At 66.9% G+C, this 22,387-nt stretch carries 18 protein-coding genes; 10 read left to right on the plus strand and 8 right to left on the minus strand.

Annotation, left to right across the window (positions count from 1 at the left end; all coding sequences use genetic code 11):
* Positions 1-8: 8 nt before the first annotated feature.
* Positions 9-3,701, minus strand: coding sequence for a translocation/assembly module TamB domain-containing protein (locus ACYJP6_RS11180; protein ID WP_459475049.1), 3,693 nt, complete (start codon positions 3,699-3,701; stop codon positions 9-11).
* Entirely contained in the window at positions 3,698-5,431 is a 1,734-nt protein-coding gene (locus ACYJP6_RS11185; protein WP_459475050.1) for an autotransporter assembly complex protein TamA, read from the minus strand. Before ACYJP6_RS11185 ends, ACYJP6_RS11180 begins: the two co-directional genes overlap by 4 nt.
* A gap of 121 nt (positions 5,432-5,552) precedes the next feature.
* On the opposite strand from ACYJP6_RS11185, the gene xthA reads away from it, so the two are divergent.
* From xthA to ACYJP6_RS11200, 3 genes are all read left to right on the plus strand, one after another.
* Positions 5,553-6,365 (plus strand): exodeoxyribonuclease III, encoded by an 813-nt coding sequence (gene xthA, locus ACYJP6_RS11190; RefSeq protein ID WP_459475051.1) that lies wholly within the window; start codon positions 5,553-5,555, stop codon positions 6,363-6,365.
* Positions 6,366-6,434: 69 nt separating this feature from the next.
* Positions 6,435-7,790: a substrate-binding domain-containing protein gene (locus ACYJP6_RS11195; protein WP_459475052.1), complete on the plus strand. Its 1,356-nt coding sequence runs from the start codon at positions 6,435-6,437 to the stop codon at positions 7,788-7,790.
* A gap of 222 nt (positions 7,791-8,012) precedes the next feature.
* On the plus strand, positions 8,013-8,765 hold the full coding sequence (locus ACYJP6_RS11200) for a class I SAM-dependent methyltransferase (protein WP_459475053.1): 753 nt from the start codon (positions 8,013-8,015) through the stop codon (positions 8,763-8,765).
* On the opposite strand, the gene ACYJP6_RS11205 is transcribed toward ACYJP6_RS11200, so the two are convergent.
* Positions 8,758-9,198 (minus strand): DUF192 domain-containing protein, encoded by a 441-nt coding sequence (locus ACYJP6_RS11205; protein ID WP_459475054.1) that lies wholly within the window; start codon positions 9,196-9,198, stop codon positions 8,758-8,760. The two genes, ACYJP6_RS11200 and ACYJP6_RS11205, sit on opposite strands and share 8 nt — an antisense overlap.
* Before the next feature lie 64 nt (positions 9,199-9,262).
* Between ACYJP6_RS11205 and ACYJP6_RS11210 the strand changes: the two genes are divergently transcribed.
* A complete protein-coding gene (locus ACYJP6_RS11210) occupies positions 9,263-10,471 on the plus strand; it encodes an MFS transporter (protein ID WP_459475055.1) in 1,209 nt (402 codons plus the stop codon).
* On the plus strand, positions 10,468-11,676 hold the full coding sequence (locus tag ACYJP6_RS11215) for an MFS transporter (RefSeq protein WP_459475056.1): 1,209 nt from the start codon (positions 10,468-10,470) through the stop codon (positions 11,674-11,676). The genes ACYJP6_RS11210 and ACYJP6_RS11215 overlap by 4 nt, the downstream gene beginning before the upstream one ends.
* On the opposite strand, the gene cfaB is transcribed toward ACYJP6_RS11215, so the two are convergent.
* Together cfaB and ACYJP6_RS11225 are read right to left on the minus strand one after the other, a co-directional pair.
* A complete protein-coding gene (cfaB, locus tag ACYJP6_RS11220; RefSeq protein WP_459475057.1) occupies positions 11,667-12,851 on the minus strand; it encodes a C17 cyclopropane fatty acid synthase CfaB in 1,185 nt (394 codons plus the stop codon). The two genes, ACYJP6_RS11215 and cfaB, sit on opposite strands and share 10 nt — an antisense overlap.
* 189 nt (positions 12,852-13,040) lie before the next feature.
* Complete coding sequence (locus tag ACYJP6_RS11225; protein WP_459475058.1) at positions 13,041-13,235, minus strand: hypothetical protein; 195 nt, start codon at positions 13,233-13,235, stop codon at positions 13,041-13,043.
* Positions 13,236-13,458: 223 nt separating this feature from the next.
* Here ACYJP6_RS11225 and ACYJP6_RS11230 point away from each other — a divergent pair, with 223 nt between their 5' ends.
* From ACYJP6_RS11230 to mqo, 3 genes are all read left to right on the plus strand, one after another.
* Entirely contained in the window at positions 13,459-13,857 is a 399-nt protein-coding gene (locus ACYJP6_RS11230) for a response regulator (RefSeq protein ID WP_459475059.1), read from the plus strand.
* Between the two features lie 287 nt (positions 13,858-14,144).
* Entirely contained in the window at positions 14,145-15,734 is a 1,590-nt protein-coding gene (locus tag ACYJP6_RS11235; RefSeq protein ID WP_459475060.1) for an ABC-F family ATPase, read from the plus strand.
* A 455-nt stretch (positions 15,735-16,189) separates the two neighbouring features.
* Entirely contained in the window at positions 16,190-17,686 is a 1,497-nt protein-coding gene (gene mqo / locus ACYJP6_RS11240; protein ID WP_459475061.1) for a malate dehydrogenase (quinone), read from the plus strand.
* 138 nt (positions 17,687-17,824) lie between these two features.
* Here the strand turns inward: mqo and ACYJP6_RS11245 are convergent, their stop codons facing one another.
* The 3 genes from ACYJP6_RS11245 to ACYJP6_RS11255 form a co-directional block, all read right to left on the minus strand.
* On the minus strand, positions 17,825-19,618 hold the full coding sequence (locus ACYJP6_RS11245) for a gamma-glutamyltransferase family protein (RefSeq protein ID WP_459475062.1): 1,794 nt from the start codon (positions 19,616-19,618) through the stop codon (positions 17,825-17,827).
* A 75-nt stretch (positions 19,619-19,693) separates the two neighbouring features.
* Positions 19,694-20,197 (minus strand): DUF1294 domain-containing protein, encoded by a 504-nt coding sequence (locus tag ACYJP6_RS11250; RefSeq protein ID WP_459475063.1) that lies wholly within the window; start codon positions 20,195-20,197, stop codon positions 19,694-19,696.
* Positions 20,194-21,030, minus strand: a complete 837-nt coding sequence (locus ACYJP6_RS11255) for an undecaprenyl-diphosphate phosphatase (RefSeq protein WP_058768452.1) — start codon at positions 21,028-21,030, stop codon at positions 20,194-20,196. The genes ACYJP6_RS11250 and ACYJP6_RS11255 overlap by 4 nt, the downstream gene beginning before the upstream one ends.
* 267 nt (positions 21,031-21,297) lie before the next feature.
* On the opposite strand from ACYJP6_RS11255, the gene pnuC reads away from it, so the two are divergent.
* Both pnuC and ACYJP6_RS11265 read left to right on the plus strand, forming a co-directional pair.
* A complete protein-coding gene (gene pnuC / locus ACYJP6_RS11260) occupies positions 21,298-21,861 on the plus strand; it encodes a nicotinamide riboside transporter PnuC (protein ID WP_459475360.1) in 564 nt (187 codons plus the stop codon).
* On the plus strand, positions 21,858-22,385 hold the full coding sequence (locus tag ACYJP6_RS11265) for an AAA family ATPase (protein WP_459475064.1): 528 nt from the start codon (positions 21,858-21,860) through the stop codon (positions 22,383-22,385). The genes pnuC and ACYJP6_RS11265 overlap by 4 nt, the downstream gene beginning before the upstream one ends.
* Positions 22,386-22,387 lie beyond the last annotated feature (2 nt).

Below are 22,387 nucleotides of genomic sequence, written 5' to 3' on the forward strand. Positions count from 1 at the left end.
TCCCTGGGTCAAAAATCGCGGCGATAGAAAAAATCCAGGGAGTTGGCCAGGCCACTGGCAATTTCCAGGTAGAGCCGGCGCGTGAGCTGGTAGCGCAAGGCGACGGTGTTGGCCGAATCGAAGACCCCTACCCCATAGCGCACCGACAACCGATCGGTGAGATTGCCGGAAGCAACCACGCTGGTCTTGTCGCCGGAACCCGCGGTATCGAGCTGGAAATTCTGGATGCCGAGCCGCTGCGCCAGCGCGCCTGCGGTACCTGAGCTGCCAGCCAGGCCCAGCGCCAGGGCCGCCTGGCCGAGTACGTTGTTGTCTCCTTCGCTACCGCTGGAGAGCGGCCGCCCCAGCACCAGGTAGGCCAGTGCCTGCTCCTGGCTCATGCTGGGTTCGGAGAACACCTCGATGCGTGGCTGCTGGGCGAAACCCGAGAGCCGCAGCCCCGCGGTGACGTTCTGCTCCTGCACCACCCGCACCGCCTCGACATCGATGTAGGGTTGGGCGATGGGTCCCTGAAAGAACAGGCGGGCGCGCCTCATGGTCAGGCGCTGGCCATAGGCGTTGTACCGGCCGTTGCGCAGATTCAGCTCCCCCCGGGTATCCAGGTTGTCGCCGATGTGCACCTTGCCGACGATCTCGGCGGACAGGCCGAAGGCATCGAAGGTGAGCTTGTCGGCACCGACCAGCACATCGACATCCATGGCGATCTGCAGCGGCGCCTGCTTGGCCGGGGCTTCCTGACCGACGATGACGGCGTCGTTCGAGACCTTCACCGTGGACGGTGGCAACTGCTGCACCTGGATACGCCCACGCGGCACGCGAACTTCGCCGGCGAGGGCCAGGCGACCGTCTTTCATCAGGATCTTGAGGTTGGGCGCCACTTCCAGCTGGGCATAGGGCTCGACGTTGACCGGCAGCTTGTCCCCGGTGACTGCGACGTTGACATCCAGGCCCGCGGCCCAGCCGACGCTGCCCTGGATCTGGCCACGGCCCTGGGTCCCGCTGCGCCAGCCACCGTCGAGCACGGCGGTATCGCCCTGGATGCGGGCGGTCAGGCCGAGGTCCTGCAGGCGGGTCGGGACGCTGCCGCCGCCGATATCGCCGCCACTGAGCCGGACTTGGCCGTTGACCCGCGGCTGGAGCAGCGTCCCGCCGAGGTCACCCGCGCCATCGATCTTGCCTTCCAGATGCTCGATGCCCTCGACGAAGGCCTTGCCCAGGGCCAGGTTCAGGCCCTGCAGCTGGAAGCGGCCGGCCAGCGCCTGGCGCGGATCCCGGGGATCCAGGCGGGCCTGGACGTCGAGGCGTCCCAGGTCGGCGCTGGTCAGCCGTACCTGGGTATCCACCAGCTGCGGCTTGAGGGCGCTGGTGACGTCGAGGCTATCGTAATTGAAGGTCTGCCACTGACCCGCCGCGTCGCGCAGCCTGAGGCTGCCGCGTCCGGCCTGGAGGCGAAGCTCGCCATCCGGGCCGGCCTTGGGCAGGCGCAGGTCGACGTCGCCATCCAGGCTACCCTGCCAGGCCAGTTCCGGCGGCAGCAGCGGTTGCAGGCTGGCCAAGGGGAAGGCGCGCAGGTGCCAGGCCAGGCGGGTATCGGGCAACAGCTGCTGGTCGTCGCCGCAGAGGCTTGCCGCCCCCGAGCGCCAGCAATGCCGGCCCAGCTCCAGTCGGCCGTTGGCCAGGCGCTCGAGGCGCGCCGGATTCTGCAGGGTCCAGTTCTGCCCGCTGGCGGCGACCGCTCCGCGCGCGAGTTGTCCTTTCCAGTCGCCATTGTCGGCCAGGGTTCCGCCCGCCGCGAGCGCCAGGGTGACCTGGGGCCCCTTGAGCGAGAGCTCCACCTGCTGCTGACGGCGATCGCCCTGCCCTTGCAGGCGCAGCACACCGAAGTCGCGGCCGGCCGCCTGCAGCCCCTGGGCGGTCAGGTCCAGGCTGCCGCGCTGGCGGTCGTCCAGCCGGGCGGCCAGCGCCAGGCTGGCGAGGCGGTTGTCGGCATAGGCGAGTTGGCGACCGTCGAGACGCAACTGGCCAGCCGGTGCCTTGAGGGTACCGCCGAGGTCGAGACGGCCCTGGGCACTGCCCGACAGGTCGGGCCAGAGCTGCGCCAGGCGCCGCAGATCGAGTTGCAGCTGGCCTTGCAGCCGCTGGTCGAGAGCGCCCTGGCCCTGGATGCGATTGTCACCGAGGCGAATGTCCAGCTGCGACAGCTGCCACTGCTCGCCGGCGCCCTTGGCCTGGGCGGCCAGCACGGCCGGCTGGTTGCGCAGGCGCCCCTTGAGATCCAGATTCGCGTCCAGCTGGAGACGACCGTCCTTGAAGGTACCGGCGCTGCGCAGCGGACCCGCGAGGCTGCCGGGCAACTGGGCGACCCAGAACGCCGGATCCAGGCGACTCAGGTCCAGCGCCACCTGCCAGCTGATGCCATCGGCAAAGCCCAGGTTGACCTTGCCCTCGGCGCGACCCTGGCCGGCCTGGAGATCCAGTGATGGCAGGTTGAGCTGGGTGGTGTCGCCACTGAAGGGGGTGGCCAGGGTGAAGGCGCCCGCCGGACCGGTGGCGGCGGCCTTGAGGTTGCCGAGATACTTACCGTCCCGATAGGCCACCTCGCCCTGCAGCCGCTGCAGACTCACCGGTGGCTCCGCCATGGGATACAGCCGGCGCCAGGGAAAGTCGCGCCAGTCCAGGGTGGCATCGGCGGCCAGTCCCTGCTGCCAGTCGAGCTGCCCGGCCAGCACGACCCGCTGCTCGGGCGTCGCTTGCAAACGCAGCGCCTTGACCCTGGCGCCCTTGGCATCGACAAGGCCATCCAGAGCGAGGGCCACCGGACCGCCCTCGCCCGGCAACTGCGCCTGGCCGACCAGGGCATAACCCGTCGCCAGATCCCCGCGCGCGGTCAATTTCAGGTCGTTCAGACGCAAGGTCTCGGGCAGGCTGGCGGCCGCCTTGAAGCCATTCGCAGTGAGTTGCAGATCGGCGGGCACCTGCTCGACCAGGGGCTGTACGGTACCGGTCAGCCGCCCGGGCAGGTAGCCGCTGCTGTCGGCGGCCAGGTGCAGGGTCTTTTGCAGCTCCCCGTCGATGTTGAGCTTCAGCGACCAGGGCGCCTGCTCCGGCGCCGGCAGGCCCAGGGTGCCGCTCAGCTGCAGCGGCCAATCGCCGCTGGGCTGCAGGTGCCCCTGGGTATCCAGGGTCAGGCCATAGGCCGCGCCAGCCAGACGCTCGATGGCGATGCCGTCGGCTTGCCAGCGCGCCCGCAATTGCAGGTCACGGGCCTGTTCGGCCCCGTTGTAGCGGATCTCGCCCAGGCGCACCTCACCCAGCTGCAGCCGGAGTGGCAGGCCCAGCGTCGGCAAACGGATCGGGCCACTGGCGGCTGGCGCCGGTTCGGCGCTGGGTGCCTGCTCGATGGCGACCCGCGAGGCAACGAGGGTATCGAGGCAGAGTTGCAAGCCGAACAGGCAACGAGGACGCCAGGCGAAGTCGGGGTCATCCACCGTTACCCGGGTAGCGCCGCCCTCCCACACCAGTTGCCGCGCCTGCCAGTGACCGCCCAGGCGGCCCTGGAAGTCGCTGACGGTCAGGCCAGGCACCATCCCGAGCAGGGCGCGGCCGATGGCGCCGTTGCTCAAGGCCAGCACCAGCAGCAGGATCAGCGCGCCCAGGGTGGCCGCCAGAACGCCGAGGATGACACCACCTACCGACTTCACAGCTCAGGTCCTATGGAAAAGTGCAGGCGAATGCCGCCGGGCTCGTCGAGACCATGGGCCAGGTCGACGCGGATCGGGCCGACCGGGGATACCCAACGCACGCCGACGCCGACGCTGGTCTTGAGTTCGTAGTTGTTGAGGTCGTTGAAGGCACTGCCCTGGTCGATGAAGGTCGCCAGTCGCCACTTGTCACGCAGCGGATACTGGTATTCCAGGCTGCCTGCGACGAGATAGCGTCCGCCCACGTAGTCACCCTCGTCGTTTTCCGGGGACAGGGTCTGGTAGTCATAGCCGCGAACGCTCTGGTCACCCCCAGCGAAGAAGCGCAGCGACGGCGGAATCTTGTTGTAGCCATTGGTGAGGTTGCCGCCCAGCTGCAGGCGTCCCAGGAAACGGTGACCGTCTCCCACGGTGACCAACCCCCGGGCCAGCGCCGTGGCGTGGATCATGTTGGCGTCCGAGAGCAGGCCCTCCTTGGCCGCCGAGACACCGAACTGCAGGCGGTAGCCGCGATTGGGGTCGATGCGGTTGTCGCTGCGCAGCAGCGAGAAATCCACGCCCGGCATCACCAGGTTGGAAGTCCCTTCGTCGTTGCCCAGGCGGTAGTTCTCGTTGCGCCACTTGAGCGAGAGCACCCGCTCCCAGCCATTGGGAAACTTACGATGCCATTCGGGACCCACGGTGAGCAGCTGGCTCAGGGAGTCGTCGTCGGCGATCTGCTCGTACTGGTAGCCGCCGGCGAAGCGGAACTTGTCGTTGATCGGGTCCTGCCCGGGGATGTCGTACCAGGTCGAGATGCTCTGCCGCGGTGCCGAGAGTTCGGCTTCGGCGCCGAGGCTATGCCCCTGCGGATTCAGCCAGTGGTTTTCCCAGGTGAATCTCAGCCGCGGACCGACATCGGTGGAATAGCCAGGGCCGAAGCCGAAGGTACGCGGCTTCCGGGTTCTCAGGGTGACCGTCACCGGCACCTCGGCGGCGCCTTCGGCCTTGGGGTAGGTATCGAGCCGGGCGCCGTCGAAGAAACCGCTGGCGAGCAGATTGCTCTGGAAATCGGCGATCAGCTCAGAATCGTAGGGCGTGCCCTTGGCGAAGGGCACCATGCGCTCGAGCAGATCGGGATCGAAGGGTGCATCGCCTTCGAAGGACACCTTGCCCAGCACGAAGCGCGGACCACTGTCGAACACTAGGGCGATGTCAGCGAAGCCGGTGGCCGGGTCGATGCGCAGCTGGTGCTGGGTGAAGGTCCCGCGGAAGAAGCCGTAGCGTTGCGCCTGGCTTTCGATCAGCGCCTTGGCGTCTTCGTAGAGCCCCTGGTTCAGCGGCTGGCCGGGCCTGAGCCCTGCCGGTAGCGGGCGCTGGAAGGCGCGCAGTTGGCGCGCCGGGCCTTCGATGCGGATATCGACGTCACGCAGCTTGACTGGCTCGCCGGGCCGCACCTCCACCACCAGCCGGGGTGTCTCGCCCGGCTCGACCCGGGTCTCGATTTGCGCATGGTAGTAGCCCAGCGCCTGGGCGGCCTGCTCGGCCTGCCGTTCCGTAGCCGGTCGCAGCCGCTGCAGACCCGCCGCGTCACGGCCCTCCACCGAGCCGATGTAGGCCTGGATGTTGTCGCGCAGCGGGTTGTTGGCCGGCTCCACGCGGACGCTGACTTCGGCCGGCGCCGCCCAGGCCACGCCGTGCAGGCAACAAACTCCAATCAGGGCGCGGCATAGAGCGTTCGGCTTATTCATACACAGATGCTAACGGTCGTTGCGCTCTGAGACAAACCCGAGCGCCGGCGGTTCGCCGGAATACCGTTTCGGCAGACTTGCCGCGGATAGGCTAGGATCATCCTTTTTGCGGACGCCACCTATGAAGATAATATGCTTCAATATCAATGGTTTGAGAGCAAGACCTCATCAACTTTCTGCTATCATCGAACGCTATGATCCCGATGTCATCGGCCTCCAGGAAACCAAGGTCTCGGACGATCAGTTTCCCCAGGCGGACATCGAGGCCCTCGGCTACCACGTGCACTACCACGGGCAGAAGGGCCACTACGGGGTGGCGCTGCTGTCGCGCCTGGCGCCGCTGGAGCTGCACAAGGGCTTTCCCGGCGATGGCGAGGAGTCCCAGAAGAGATTCATTTATGGCGTCTTCGCCGACCGCCAGGGTCAGCCGCTGGTGGTCATGAACGGCTACTTCCCCCAGGGCGAGAATATCGCTCACCCGACAAAATTCCCTGGCAAGAGGAAGTTCTACGCCGATCTTCAGAATCTACTTGAAGAGCGTTTCTCGGCCGACACCCCTTTGCTGCTCATGGGCGACTTCAACATTTCCGCCCAGGATCACGACATCGGCATCGGCGCGGCCAATGCCAAGCGCTGGCTCCGCACTGGTGCCTGCAGCTTCCAGCCCGAGGAACGCGAGTGGATGCAGCGCTTGCTGGGCTGGGGCCTAGTGGACAGCTATCGCCACCTGCATCCCGAGGTGGACGACAGATTTAGCTGGTTCCCCTACCGCAGCCGCGGGTTCGAAGACGAACCCAAGCGGGGCCTGCGCATCGACACCATCCTGGCTTCGCGGGCGCTGCGTGAACGCATCGCCTCGGCCGGCGTGGATTACGAAATCCGCGGCATGGAGAAGCCCTCGGACCACGCGCCAATCTGGCTAGAATTGACTTGAAGTCCTGTCACCTCAGCGTCATCCAGCGTCCCTAAGGTAGCGGCCTCGCGGTAGTCCGAGGCCCGATCCATGACGTGTTCCACCCTGGTAGTCCGCCGGGCGCCCCTGCGGCGAGCGGTGTTCACACTGTTCCTAGCCCTGCTGTCCGCGCCACTGCTGGCCAGCGAATCCGCGACGCCGCTCCTGCGCCTGCAGGGCTCCAACACCGTGAATGCCCAGCTGGGTCCTCGCCTGGTGGCCGCCCTCCTGGCCGAGCAGGGCTACCAGGACGTTCGGCGCGTGCCAACAGCGGTCATGGACGAATGGCAGCTAACCGCGCGGGGGCCGGACGGGCACCCGGTAGTCGTCCAGGTCGCCGCCCACGGTACCGGCACCGGCTTCACCGCCCTGGCCAGCGCCAGTATCGATCTGGCCGCGGCCTCGCGCCCCATCACCGACAGCGAGGTCAATGCGCTGGCCAGCCTGGGCGACCTGCGCAGCAAGGAAGCCGAATACATCATCGGGCTGGATGGCCTGGCGATCATCGTGCATCCAGGCAACCCCCTGCGCGAACTCGATCTGCAGCAGCTCGCCCGGGTGTTCGCCGGGGAGGTCGGCGACTGGCAGCAGCTGGGCGGCAGGCCAGGACCCATCAGGCTCTACGCCCGGGACAATCGCTCGGGCACCTATGACACCTTCAAGGACCTGGTGCTCAACCCAGCCACCAAGCGCCTCGATCCCGCCGCCAGACGCTTCGAGTCCAACGAGGAACTCGCGCGACAGGTCGCCAGCGATCCCGCCGGCATCGGCTTCACCAGCCTTGCGGCCGCTGGCGAGCTACCGACCCTCGCCCTGCGGGATGGTGAAGGCCGAGCCGTCCTACCCAGCGAGGCCAGCATCGCCACCGAGGACTATCCTCTGGCGCGCCGGCTGTTCCTCTATGCCCCGCCCGGTCAGCGCTCCGCGTGGGTCAATAGCCTGCTGGAGTTCAGCCAGACACCTGCCGGCCAGGCGGTAGTCCAGGCGAGCGGCTTCGTCGCCCAGCGGATCGAGTCGCTCGCGGTCAGTGATACCCAGGGCATGCCGGCCGCCTATGGCGAACTTGCCCGGCGTGCCCAGCGCCTCACGGTGAACTTCCGCTTCGCCGCCGGTAGCGCCCGCCTGGACAACAAGGCCCTGCGCGACGCCGAGCGGCTCGCGAGATACCTGCGTCTGCCAGAGAACGCCCAGCGACGGCTGGTGCTGGTGGGCTTCAACGATGCCACCGAGGATCCAGCCCGGGCGGCACTGATCGCCCGGCTACGCGCCACAGCGGTCGCCACGGCGCTCCGGCATCAGCAGGCCTTCGCCAGTGAACTGCTGTCACTCGGTGACCAGCTGCCGGTTGCCGGACTGTCGCCGAACGGCCGGATCAAGAACCGCCGCGTCGAAGCCTGGATCTACTAACGGGCAGCATCTTGACTTCGGCTGGAGACGCTGGGCTAACCTCTGTACAGCAGCCTTCACCTAACTTAACGTCGCTGCGCCAGCGGTTGGCGAGAACTGTCGCTCCGAGCTTGAAGAGCGGCCATCAGGCCTTCAGCGACGGAGAACGCACTTAAAGTAGCTTCTCAACTAATCCTATTTTCTTGGCTAGAAAACCACCTCAACTTGTTGATTTTAAAGCCTATGAAGAACGAAGAAAGATTCAGCGATCGTGTCTCGGCCTATGAAAGAGGTCGTCCCGGCTATCCCCATGCCGTCGTCCAGCGGTTGGTCGCAGCCTTGCCAGCAGACGGGGTGGTTGCGGACATCGGGGCTGGGACGGGGCTGCTGACCCGGGATTTTCTCGCGGCAGGCTTTACCGTTCATGCCATAGAACCCAACGCCCCCATGCGCCAATCCATGGAGGCGAGCCTGGGCGACCGCGCGGGCTTCCACGCCTGGAACGGGACGGCGGAAGACACCGGACTCGGCGAGCGCAGCGTGGATCTCATCGTCGCCGGCCAGGCCTTCCACTGGTTCGATCAGGCACGGGCACGCCGCGAATTCGCCAGGATCCTACGTCCGAGCGGCAAGGTGGCGCTGATCTGGAACTATCGACTATCCGCCAGCAGCCCCTTCATGGCCGGCTACGAAGAGGTGTTGCTCCGCCATGGCACCGACTACCAGCAGGTGGAGCATCGTCATCTGCAGCCCGCGGCCCTGGCACGCTTCTTCGGCGACCAGGGCTGCCAGCTATGGGTGGTCGACAATGCCCAGTGGCTGGATCGCGCGGGCTTGCAGGCGCGGGTCGACTCCACCTCCTACCTGCCCGCCCCGGGGACCACGGGACATCCGGCATTGGTGGCCGACCTCGATCGGCTGTTCGCGGCCTACGCCGAGCAGGATCGGGTGCGCTTCGACTACGACACCCTGGTGTACAGCGGCCCCCTTACCTGAAAGCCGGGGCGACCGCCTCCAACCCCTGGACACGGGTGCCCTGTCCGAGGCCACGCGTGGAAAACCAGCCGGCGGCGGTTTCCAGGGCATAGCGCGCCGGGGCGCGGGAACAGTGGCGGGTGTCGCTCAGCGGCTGCATCTCGGCGGTATTGAGAATTTCCCCCCGGGCCGTGATGAACGCAGCCGCCAGCGGGCTGGGCGTATCGCGCATCCATAAACAGCGCTGCTCGTCTCCCGGAAAGACGAAGAGCATGCCTTCGTCGGCGCGCAGGGGTGGTCGCCCCATGAGTCCCTGGGCGCGCTGGCTCGGCGTGGTGGCGATCTCGACCCTCAGGCGCTGATCGCCGATGCGCAGCTCCAGGCGCTCCGCGGAGTACGCCGCGACCGCCAGGGTCGCCAACAGGCCGAGACCGACGTGGACAAAAAACCTCATCGCATGTGACCTTTGCCAGGCGAAAGCAATCTACCCCACATTGTCAGACAACCTCTCGAGTCCGATGTCTACCGCAAGCCTACCGCCCGCACCCTCGCCCGCCCTGGCCACCCGCATCACCCTGGGTACGGTGCTGTTCACCTTCATCGCCTACCTTACCATCGGCATCCCCCTGGCCGTGTTGCCGGGCTATGTGCATGGCGAACTGGGCTTCAACTCCATCATCGCCGGTCTGGTGATCAGCAGCCAGTACCTGGCTACCCTGCTCTCCCGTTCCCATGCCGGGCGCATCATCGACACCGTGGGTGCCAAGCAATCGGTGCTCTACGGCATGCTGGGCTGCGGCATCAGTGGGGTATTGATGCTGGCCTCGGTACTGTTGCAGGCCTGGCCCTGGGTCAGCCTGACGGCATTGCTGCTGGGCCGCCTGGTGCTGGGCTGCGCCGAGAGCCTGTCCGGCACCGGCGCCATCTCCTGGGCGATCGGCCGGGTCGGACCCAGCAACACCGCCAAGGTGATCTCCTGGAATGGTGTTGCGAGCTACGGAGCCCTCGCCATAGGCGCGCCCCTGGGCGTGGTGCTGGTCGATGGCCTCGGGCTGTGGATCATGGGCGCCAGCATCATCGCCCTGGCGATCCTCGGCTATCGCATCGCCAAACCGCGCCCGCCCATCGTGCCGGTACGCGGCGACCGCCTGCCCTTCACCACGGTGCTGGGACGGGTGCTGCCCTATGGACTCGGCCTGGCGCTGGGGGGCATCGGCTTCGGCACCCTGGCCACCTTCATCACCCTCTACTACGCCAGCCAAGGCTGGAGCGGCGCGGCGCTGTGCCTCTCGGTGTTCGGCTGTTTCTTCATCGGCGTGCGCCTGGTGTTCGCCAACGCCATCAATCGGCACGGCGGCTTCCGTGTCGCCATCGTCAGCCTCGGCGTGGAAGCCGTGGGACTGGCCACGCTCTGGCTCGCGCCCGGCATGACCACCGCTCTGGTCGGCGCGGCCCTCACCGGCATCGGCTTCTCGCTGGTCTTTCCCGCCCTCGCCGTGGAGGCGGTGCAGCGGGTACCGGCCTCCAATCGCGGCGCCGCCCTGGCCGGGTACTCGGTGTTCATCGACCTGTCGCTGGCGGTGACCGGCCCGCTCATCGGCGCGGTGGCCACCCATTTCGGCTATGCCGCCAGCTTCCTCTGTGCGGCCCTGGCCGCGCTGGCCGGACTAGCCCTCAGCGTCCGTCTGCTCAGCCGTTTCGACGCGTCCTCGCGAGAACAGCCATGACCACCACCGCCCCGCTGGACACCGCGCTCGCCGTCAACCTGCGCATCGTCTCCATCGTCATCTTCAGCTTCCTGCTGTTCCTCGCCATCGGCCTGCCGCTGGCGATCCTGCCGGGCTACGTGCATGACGATCTTGGCTACGGCTCGGTGATCGCCGGGCTGGCGATCAGCATCCAGTACCTGGCCACCCTCTTCACCCGACCGCTGGCCGGCAAGCTGGCGGACAGCATCGGTGCCAAGCGCGGCGTCATCTACGGGCTGTTCGGCTGCGTTGCCTGTGGCGTCCTGACCCTGGCGGCCACCTCCCTGGAGTCCGTTCCGCCGCTCAGCCTCGGCCTGCTGATCGTCGGCCGGGTGATCCTGGGCATGTCGCAGGCGCTGATCGGCACCGGGTGCCTGAGCTGGGGCATGGGCAGCGTCGGCATGCAGCACGTGAGCAAGGTGATTTCCTGGAATGGCATCGCCGCCTATGGCGCCCTGGCCATAGGGGCGCCACTCGGCGTCGCCATGGTGGCAGGGCTGGGGCTGTGGAGCCTGGGGGTAGCCATCGCCCTGCTCGGCGCCCTGGGCTTGGCCTTGGCCTGGAACAAGGAGCCGGCGCCAGTCATCGCCGGTGAGCGGCTACCCTTCCACAAGGTATTCTGGCGGATCAGCCCCTTCGGGCTCTGCCTGTTGCTGAGCTCGATCGGCTTCGGCGCCATCGCCACCTTCGTCACCCTCTACTACGCCAGCAATGGCTGGCCCAACGCGGCCTTCTGCCTGACCGCCTTCGGTGGCGCCTTCATCTGCGCGCGGCTGCTATTCGCCGGCACCATCAACACGCTTGGCGGCTTCCGCGTCGCCCTGGCCTGCTTCACGGTGGAGACCTTGGGCCTCTTGCTGCTGTGGCTGGCGGTCACGCCGCAGATGGCGCTGCTCGGTGCCGCCATGGCCGGCTTCGGCCTCTCGCTGGTCTACCCGGCGTTGGGCGTCGAAGCCATCGTCAAGGTACCGCCCACCAACCGCAGCGCGGCCCTGGGCGCCTATTCGCTGTGCCTGGACCTCGCCCTGGGCATCACCGGTCCGGTGGCCGGCGCCATCGCCAACGGCTTCGGCTTCAGCGCCATCTTCCTCTTCGCCGGGTTGATGGCCCTGGCCGGCCTGGGCCTGAGCGCCCTGCTCTATCGCCGGGCGCTCGCCGAGCGCGCGGTCAGCGTTCAGCCGTAGAGATCACCGCGCGACCAGGGCAGCTCGAGGCGGCCGTCGGCATGGGGCCTGGCGGCCAGCAGCTGGTGGATGTTCACCCAGTTCTTGCGGAAGGCATAGGCGCAGCCCGGCAGATATAGGCGCCAGATGCGCAGGGCCTCCGCCGGCACCAGCCTGGCCGCCTCCTCCAGGCGCGCTTCCAGCGCCGCACTCCAGAAGTCGAGGGTGCGCGCATAGTGGCGGCGCAGGCTCTCGACATCCACCACCTCCAGGCCTGCCGCGCTCATCTCGGCGACGGCGAGGGAAAGGTGCGGCAGCTCGCCATGGGGGAAGACGTAGCGGTCGATGAAGTCGCCGCCGCCATGGCCCACCGCTCGGCCATCGGCATGCAAGGCGGTGATACCGTGGTTGAGCACCAGTCCGCCCGGGCGGACGGCGTCGAACAGCGTGCGGAAATACAGCGGCAGGTTCGCCAGGCCGACGTGTTCGAACATGCCGACACTGACCACCTTGTCGTAGCGGCCGTCGCCGGGCAGGTCGCGATAGTCCAGCAGCTCCAGGGTGACCTGGTCGGCCAGCCCTTCCGCCGCCACCCGTGCCCGAGCCAATTCCAGCTGTTCTCGCGACAGGGTGATGCCGTGCACCTGTACCCCGTGCTCCCGCGCCGCGTGCCGCGCCAGGCCGCCCCAACCGCAGCCTACGTCGAGCAGGCGCTCGCCCGGCTGGAGGCGCAACTTGCGGCAGAGCAGCTCCAGCTTGTCACGCTGGGCGGTCGCTAAGTCCTCCTCCCCGGTCTGGAAATAGGCACAGGAGTAGACCAGCTCAGGATCGAGCCACAGACGGTAGAAATCGTTGGACAGGTCGTAGTGGTAGGCAACCGCCGACGCATCCGTGGCCTTGTCATGGGGCTGAGGGGCGACGTCCGCTGACGGCGCCACGCCGGCCAGCGCCTGGCTCAACCGATCACCAATCTCGATGACCTCCTGGATATCCCCTTCCAGGTCGATCCGCGATTCCACGAAAGCCCGGCCGAGGGTATCCAGATTGAGCTGCTGGGGATTGGCCAGGACCTGAGGATCCTTCACCACCAAGGTGACCCGCGGCGCGGCGCCGAGGTCGATTTCCGGCCCCTGGTCGATGCGGATCCGTAGGGGAAGATTCAGTCGCTGCAGTGCGGTGGGTAGCGTGGGATACATGGGCGTGCTCCTGGCGGTTGTGAACGGGCGCCGCTCGCCGGACGTCGCTTTACCTCCCTCGGTCGCTAAGGCGCGTTGGCCAACAACCTAACCGGATTACATGTTTTGTTACACCTTATTTTCGAGACGCAGCCTTACCCGATTCGCAAGGCTGGCTGCGAAGAGAACGGCGATACAGAAGCGTTCCGGTCAGAGCGGGCCCGGATCGGGGATAGGCGCAGGTGCCTTGGGCGGCTCCGTCAGGTTCTCTACCACCTCGTCGGGGATCTCGGTATCGATCTCTTCATCGGCCATGTCCGAATCGTTCAGGGGCGCCTGATCGCCGCCCAGCCACCAGGCCAGGGGAAGAACGGACCGGGGTGCCGAGGTAAGGGTCGTCTGCATGGGTTGGCTCCTGCGCCTAGGGGTCTTGAGCATTAGTAGGCCGCTACCCAGAGAGGTTTCACCGAGGCGTTCACCACACGTCGCCCGCTGTTCGATCTCGCGCGGATCTCAGCGCAACGGGTGCCGTACGGGATCCGGGAGGGACTCCACTCGTACAATCCGGCACCCAGATTGCCATCACCTGACTAGACTCAAGGTAACCTACTGCCAGGAACGCCTGCCCATGGATACTCCCAACCGCTCTGCCAACGCCGAGCCAATGCTCGCGGTCGTCTCCGAAGACGAATTGCTGCTGCAGGCGCTGGTTCGTGAAGTCCTCAAGCAGGAAGGCTTCCAGGTGGAAACCTTCGGCACCGCCGACGCCGCCCTGCAGTTCCTGGAGCTGCATTGGCAACAGGTGAACCTGGTGGTATCCAACGTCCGGATGCCAGGCGTGATCGATGGCATCCAGCTGGCGAAGATCGTCACCGAGCGGTGGCCCATGGTGCCTTTCGTCCTGATGTCCGGCTATGCCGGCCTGCGCAACGATATTCCGCCGGGCGTGCCCTTCCTGCACAAACCCTGGACCCTCGACCAGCTGACGGAAGCGGTGTGGAAGGTAGTGCCCCAGCCCGACCGTTAGTGGCAACCACCTCTCGGTGTCCCAGGCCCAGCCATGCCAGACGTCGCCGAACCGCCGGCGCGCCCCGCCCGGCCCCGTACAACTGCCCTCGCAGCTATGACACAATAGGCGGCATGTCGGGCGATGCCCGCCTTTAGCGCAGGCCGGCCAGGCCGCCGCGGTGCAGCGGCCATCCTTGACCTCGCCCGCTGGATCTCTGCCCCATCCGACCGGAACGCCCCGTCCCTGCCGCTCAGCGGCGAGGAGCGCGGCGGCGTTGCGGTCTGAACCCCTCACAGGTACCCCTCTTGATCTCCACCGCTAACATCACCATGCAGTTTGGCGCCAAGCCGCTGTTCGAGAACGTGTCCGTCAAATTCGGCAACGGCCATCGCTACGGCCTGATCGGCGCCAACGGCTGCGGCAAGTCCACCTTCATGAAGATCCTCGGGGGTGACCTGGAACCCACCGGCGGCCAGGTGATGCTCGAACCCAACGTCCGCCTGGGCAAGCTGCGCCAGGACCAGTTCGCCTATGAAGACTGCACGGTCATCGATACGGTGATCATGGGTCATTCCGAGCTGGCCAAGGTCAAGGCCGAGCGCGATCGCATCTATTCCCTGCCGGAAATGAGCGAGGACGACGGCATGGCCGTGGCCGAACTGGAGGTGCAGTTTGCCGAATTCGACGGCTACACCGCCGAAGCCCGCGCCGGCGAGCTGCTGCTCGGCCTGGGCATCCCGCAGGACCAGCACTTCGGCCCCATGAGCGCCGTCGCCCCCGGCTGGAAGCTGCGTGTGCTACTAGCCCAGGCACTGTTCTCGGATCCGGAACTGCTGCTGCTCGACGAACCGACCAACCACCTGGATATCAACACCATCCGTTGGCTGGAAGGCATCCTGGTGGCGCGCAACAGCACCATGATCATCATCTCCCACGATCGTCACTTCCTGAACAGCGTCTGCACCCACATGGCCGACCTGGACTACGGCGAGCTGCGCCTCTTCCCCGGCAACTACGACGAATACATGACCGCCGCGACCCAGGCCCGCGAGCGCCTGCTGTCGGACAACGCCAAGAAGAAGGCCCAGATCGCCGAACTGCAGCAATTCGTCAGTCGCTTCTCGGCCAACGCCTCCAAGGCCAAGCAGGCCACCAGCCGTGCCCGCCAGATCGACAAGATCCAGCTGGACGAAGTCAAGCCGTCCAGCCGCGTCAGCCCCTTCATCCGCTTCGAGCAGTACAAGAAGCTGCACCGCCAGGCGGTGACGTTGGAAAACGTCACCCAGGGCTTCGACGGCACCCCGCTGTTCAAGCGCCTTGGCCTGCAGATTGAGGCCGGCGAGCGGGTCGCCATCATCGGCCCCAACGGCATCGGCAAGACCACCCTGCTGCGCACCCTGGTGGGCGAGCTGGCACCGCAGGGCGGTGAGGTGAAATGGACCGACAGCGCCGACGTCGGCTATTTCGCCCAGGACCACGCGGATGACTTCGCCGACGACACCACCCTGTTCGACTGGATGGGCCAGTGGACCCAGGGCGGCGAGCAGCTGGTGCGCGGGACCCTCGGCCGCATGCTGTTTTCCAGCGACGACATCCAGAAGTCGGTCAAGGTCATCTCCGGTGGCGAGCAGGGCCGCATGCTGTTCGGCAAGCTGATCCTGAAGAAGCCCAATGTGCTGGTGATGGACGAACCCACCAACCACCTGGACATGGAGTCCATCGAAGCGTTGAACCTGGCCCTGGAAAACTATCCGGGGACCCTGGTCTTCGTCAGCCATGACCGGGAATTCGTCTCCTCCCTGGCCACCCGCATCCTCGACATGAGCGAGAACGGTGTAGTGGATTTCAGTGGCAGCTACGACGACTACCTGCGCAGCCAGGGCATCAACGGCTGAGCCATCCGCCCGTGTAGTGGGTCCCAGGACCCACTACACAGGAAAAATAGAGGGTGCCCTAAGCAGTTACCCTAGGTATCATTTCGCACCGAAACGGGTACTCGACCAGGATCGCCGCGATCACTACCTATCGTTTGCGCCGGGAGACCAGGGGTCTCCTGCCACGTCTCGTAACACGTAGCGCCCCCATCCGGCGCGCTCGACGGGCTCCGTGTCGCATCCTGAACGTCTCCCCTGGCGCCTGGCCGCTGCCGCTTGCCAGGCCCCTCCGCTCCACCCCCATCAATCAGAACAATGCCGGACGTCCGCTGTCGCAACTGACTGCCATGCCTTACCGGTTGCTTGCCCCTGCCCGGCCGTTTGCGGTCGGCAGGGGATTGCCCAACTCGAGGTCGGGCTCCGACGCCCGGTCTCCCTCAGGTGTAAAGCGAGACACTGTCTCAGGAGTACGATGAATGCACAGTGGTAACGAAGAGTCGGATTTCGTTTTCGTCGGCGCGGGAATCATGAGCGCGACCCTGGCGGTCATGCTCAAGGAACTGGAGCCCACGAGTACCGTGGAGGTACTCGAGCTGCTCGACGTAGGCGCGGCGGAGAGTTCCAACCCCTGGAACAACGCCGGAACCGGCCATGCGGCCCTCTGCGAGTTGAACTACACGCCGGAAAAGGCGGACGGCAGCATCGACATCACCAAGGCCCTCAGCATCAACGCGATGTTCGAGGCGTCCAAGCAGTTCTGGTCCTACCTGGTCGAGGAAGGCCACTTCGGCTCGCCGCGCGCCTTCATCAGCCCGGTGCCGCACATGTCCTTCGTGCATGGCGCCAAGGACATGGCCTTCCTGCGCAAGCGCTACGAGGCCCTCAAGGACCACGCCTGCTTCGACGGCATGGAGTATTCCGAAGACCACGCCAAGCTGCGCGAGTGGATGCCCCTGGTGATGGAAGGCCGGCCGGCCACCGAGGCCGTGGCAGCGACCCATGTGGGTGGCGGCACCGACGTCAACTTCGGCGCCCTGACCATGAGCCTGCTGGGCCACCTGCAGACCCGTAGCGGGACCAAGGTCAGCTACAACCAGAAGGTCGTGGACCTGAGCCGCCAGGCGGATCAACGCTGGCGCCTGACCATCGAAGACAGCCGCTCCGGTGCCACCCGCACCCTGATCGCCAAGTTCGTCTTCCTCGGCGCCGGTGGCGCGGCCCTGCCGCTGCTGCAGAAGTCCGGCATCCCCGAGGGCGCCGGCTACGGTGGCTTCCCGGTGAGTGGCCAGTGGCTGCGCTGCGACGATCCGCACATCGTCGAACGGCACCAGGCCAAGGTCTACGGCCTGGCCGGCGTCAACTCGCCGCCGATGTCGGTCCCGCACCTGGACACCCGGGTGGTGGATGGCAAGAAGTCCCTGCTGTTCGGCCCCTTCGCCGGCTTCACCACCAAGTTCCTCAAGCGCGGCTCCTTCCTCGACCTGCCCAAGTCGATCAAGTCGGGCAACATCGGCCCCATGCTCGCCGTGGCGCGGGACAACATGCCGCTGACCCGCTACCTGGTCGGTCAGGTGCTGCAATCCTTCGACCAGCGCGTCGAGGAACTGCGCGCCTTCTACCCGGCCGTGCGCAAGCAGGACTGGCGCCTGGAAGTGGCGGGCCAGCGGGTGCAGATCATCAAGAAGGATCCGCAGAAAGGCGGCGTGCTGCAATTCGGCACCGAGATCGTCGCCTCCGGCGACGGCACCATCGCCGCCCTGCTGGGCGCCTCCCCGGGTGCCTCCACTTCGGTGTCCATCATGCTGACCCTGGTCGAGCGCTGCTTCCCCAGCCGCTTCCAGAGCGAAGACTGGCAGGCCAAGCTGCGCAAGATGTTCCCCGCCTTCGGTCACAAGCTGGCGGAAGAGCCGGAACTGCTGCGCGAAGTACGAGAGCGCACCACCCGCGTGCTGCAACTCGACCAGCCGGCCTGATGCAGTAGACGCCGGACCTTGACCCGGTCCGGCGCCCTCTCCCACACGTCTGCTCCTGAACTCCCCACCCCGTCCAAACAGCCCCTCTCGCCCCTGGGAGAGGGCTGGGGTGAAGGGCTATCGCCCTGCGACGCCTACCTAATCCCCCAGCGCCGCGCCTTCCCGCCGCGGATCGGCACCGCCCTGCCAGCCTGAGCCCACCCGGCGTATCACCTGGATGCCACTGGTCATCTCGTCCTCGCGCACCTCATGGCCGCGCGCTTCCAGCGCCTTGCGCAACCCGGTCGTGGTCTCGCCCCGCTCAAGCTCGGTAGGCCCGTTGCGACTGCCGAAATTGGGCAGCCCTGCCGCCGCCTGGGCATCCAGTTGCCAGTCCAGCAAGCCGACCAGCGTCTTGACCAGGTAGCCGGCGATCTGCGAGCCGCCAGGCGAGCCCAGCGCGGCCACCAGCTCGCCGCTGTCACGATCGAACACCAGCGTGGGCGACATGGTGGAGCGTGGCCGCTTGCCGGGCTCCACCCGGTTGGCCACGGGCAGCCCCTTCTCCCGCGGGACGAAGGAAAAGTCCGTCAGCTGGTTGTTGAGCATGAAGCCCTTCACCATCAGGTGGGACCCGAAGTAGCTCTCCACCGTGGTGGTCATGGACAGCGCATTGCCCCAGCCATCGGCGGCCACCACCTGCGACGTGGAGATGCGCAGCGGCGAGCGATCCGGCGCCCAGGCCAACGTCGGACCGGGCGGGGTTCCCGGCGTGGCCTTGCCCAGGCTGCGCTCGCCGACCTGCTGGGCACGACTGGCAAGATACCCGGGATCCAGCAGACCCTTGACGTTGACCGGCACCAGCTCCGGATCGGCCACGTACTGGGCGCGATCGGCATAGGCCAGCCGCTCGGCCTCGGCGATCAGATGGACCGCCTCCGGGCGCGGCTCCTGGGCCGCCGGTAGTGAGGTGGGCACGGGGCGCAGGGGCGCCAAGGCCCAGGCGGGGTCGCGGGCTTCCAGGGCCTGCAGGATCCCCAGCGTCTGGGCCACGGTGAGGCCGCCAGCCGGCGGCGGCATGCCGCAGACGCGCCAGCGGTGATAGTCAATGCACAGCGGTGCCCGCGGCTTGGCGCGATAGCGGGCGAGATCGGCGAGACTCAGGCTGCCGGGGTTGGCGCTGCCCTGAACCGCGGTCGCGATGGCCTGGGCCAGTTCGCCGCGATAGAACGCCCCCGCGCCTGCCTTGGCGATCAGCGCCAAGGTGTCCGCCAGCTCTGGATTGCGTAGGCGGGTGCCCACCGGCTTCACCTGGCCCTGGGCATCCAGGTAGAGGGCGGCCATCGCGGGCGACTGCTGGAGGAAGGGATCGTGGACGAGCTGGTTGTGCAGTCGCGGCGAGAGCGGAAAGCCTTCTCGCGCCAGGCGGATGGCCGGTTCGAACAGGGTCTGCCAGGCCAGCTTGCCGTGGTCGCGGTGGGCCAGTTCCAGCGCGCGCAACACCCCCGGCACCCCGACCGAGCGCCCGCCGATGCGGGCCTCCTCGAAGGCCATGGGGGTGCCATCCGCATGCAGGAAGAGGCGCTCCGTGGCACCCGCCGGAGCGGTCTCGCGACCGTCGTAGGCCTGGACCCTGCGCCCGTCCCAATAGAGCAGGAAGGCGCCACCACCGATCCCGGAGGACTGCGGCTCGACCAGGGTCAGGACGGCCTGCATGGCGATGGCGGCATCGATGGCGCTACCGCCCTGGCGCAGGATCTCCCGTCCCGCTTCGGCAGCCAGCGGATTGGCCGCTGCCGCCATATGACGCCCGGCCTCGCTGTCCACCAGCCCGGCCCGGTAGCCGGAACCGGCTTCCGGAGCCTGGGGCAGTGCCGTCTTCTGGCTGGAAGCGCAGCCGGCGAGGGTCAAGCACAGGAGCAAGGGGGCAAGGATCGATGGAGGCAGGCGCAACGGGTATCTCCTGGGCAACGGGCGGCGTTCGCCTGCCAAGCCTAGCCCATCCCCTTCGACCGCGCTGCCCAACCCCTAGAAGAGCGGCAACTGGCGGTGCAGGACGCCCCCACAGAGCACGTCGAGCCAGAGCAGCTGGTGCAGCGCGACGATGGCGAAGAACACCAGGCGGAAGCGCACCTTGACCGTCTTGTGGCGAAACCGCTGCTGGGCGATCAGCGCGCCGGGCCAGCCGCCGAGCAATTCACCCAGGTGTAGCGCCCGTTCCGGCACCCGCCAGCCCTTGTCGCGGGCGCGCTGCTTGTCGTGCCGGTAGAGCAGGAAGGTGGCGACGCTGGCCAGCAGGTACAACGCCATCGGCCAGAGCACCCCGCGACCGACCGCCAGGGACAGCATGCCGACCAGGGGCAGGACGAAGACGCCAATCTGCAACAGCAGCAGCATGTCCTGGCGGGCGATGGCCGCCCGTTGCTGATAGGGCGTCGGCGCCGCACCGCGCGGGGTGCTCTTCGACGCCGTGGACTGCTTGGACGCACGAGCCGGCTTGCGCCGGCTCTGTTGTTCCTGCTCGGGTTTCACCCGGCCGCCTTGGCCGCGTGCCAGTCGATCCAGCCGAATTGCCAGGTGGCCAGGATCAACAAGCCGAAGACGATGCGATACCAGCCGAACACCTCGTAGCTGTGCTTGCCGATGAACTTGAGCAGCGCCTTGACCGCCAGCATGGCGAAGATGAAGGAAGTGATGAAGCCGACCCCGAACACCAGCACGTCATTGGCGGTGAACAGGTGGCGATACTTGTACACCGAGTAGACGGTCGCGCCGACCATGGTCGGCATGGCCAGGAAGAAGGAGAACTCGGTGGCGGCCTTGCGCGACAGACCGAACAGCAGGCCGCCGATGATGGTCGAGCCGGAACGCGAAGTACCGGGGATCATCGCCAGGCACTGGGCGCAACCGACCTTGAGCGCATCGTGCCAGCGCATGTCGTCGACCTCTTCCACGCGGATGCGGTGGGTACGCTTTTCCGCCCAGATCATGATCACGCCGCCGATCACCAGGGCGAAGGCCACGGTGATGGGGTTGAACAGGTATTCGTGGATCAGATCACCGAGGATCACGCCCAACACCGCGGCGGGCAGGAAGGCGATGATCAGGTTGCCGGTGAAGCGTTGGGCGTAGGACTTGCGTGGCAGGTCGGTGACGATGCCGAAGATCTTGGCGCGGTATTCCCAGACCACGGCCAGGATGGCCGCCAGCTGGATGATGATGTTGAAGGCGATGGCCCTTTCTCCGCCGAAGCCGATCAGATCGGCGACGATGATCTGGTGGCCGGTACTGGAAATGGGCAGGAACTCGGTGATGCCCTCGACGATCCCCAGAATCAGCGCCTGCAAGGCACTCCATAGGTCCATGGTATTACTCCATCCAAGTGAAACATTTGCAGGTAGCCGGAGCTGCAGGCTCCGGCGGCAACGGGGTTCGAACCGTGACGCTCCGCGGGGCGTGGCCCTTCGCGGTACCCAGGACAACAAGCGCGGCTTGTGGCCGCCCGGCACCTTACCAGAGCGAGACCGGTTGAAGAGACCGATGAACGGCCATTAGGTGCCGTACAATGACGAATCCAATCTCTCCGGATGTGAAGCATGTCGTTTCTGGAACCCCTCGCCACCTTCATGGGCATGTCCAGCGTGGAGCTGGTAGCCGCCGTCCTGGGCATCGTCGCGGTCTGGCTCACCGTGCGGCAGAACATCTGGGGTTGGCCCATCGGCCTGGTGATGGTGGTGCTTTACGTCTGGATCTTCTACGACGTGAAGCTGTACTCCGACATGCTCCTGCAGTGCGTCTATGCGGTCCTGCAACTCTATGGCTGGTGGCAGTGGCTGCGCGGCGGTCAGCAGCACCAGGGCCGGCAGGTGACTTCGCTGGCCGCCCGGCCGTTGCTCGCCGGGCTCGCCGCGGGCGCCCTGGGCAGCCTTGCCCTCGGCTATCTGATGGGCACCCATACCGACGCCGCCCTGCCCTGGCTGGATGCGGCGCTGACCGGCTTCAGCCTGGTCGCGCAATTCTGGATGGCGCAGAAGCGCCTGCAATGCTGGGCCCTGTGGTTCGTCCTGGACGTCATCTACGTCGGCCTCTTCTACCACAAGGGCCTCTACCCCACTGCCGTACTCTATGCCGTGTTCGTCGGCCTCGCCGCCTACGGCTGGCTCGACTGGCGGCGGACGCTGGGGCACTCGCGATGAAGGTCGTGGTGCTGACCGGCCCCGAGTCGAGTGGCAAGTCCTGGCTGACCGCCACCCTGAGCGAGCACTTCGGCGCCCTGCCGGTCGCGGAGTACGTGCGTGAGTACTGCGCGCAGCATGGCACCGATACCACCCTGGCGGACGTCGAGGTGATCGCGCGCGAGCAACTGCGCCGGGAAGACGCAGCCCGCGCCGCCGCCCCGCCGCTGTTGCTGCTGGACACCCACCTGCTCAGCAACCTGTTGTGGAGCCGACTGCTGTTCGGCAGCGCGCCCGCCTGGCTGGAACCCGCCCTCCTCGCGCGCCGCTACGATCTGCACCTGCTGCTCGATCCCCGCGGCGTCGCCTGGCAGGACGACGGCCAGCGCTGCCAACCGGACCTGGACGCGCGCCTGGCCTTCTTCGAGCGCTGTCGCGACTGGCTGCAGGCCCATGGACAGGCCACCCTGGAAGTCAGCGGCGACTGGGCCGAGCGGCAAAGGGCCGCGCTGGCCGCGGTACAGCTCTTGCTGCACGCGGCCTGACC

Source organism: Pseudomonas sp. No.117 (assembly GCF_054558395.1).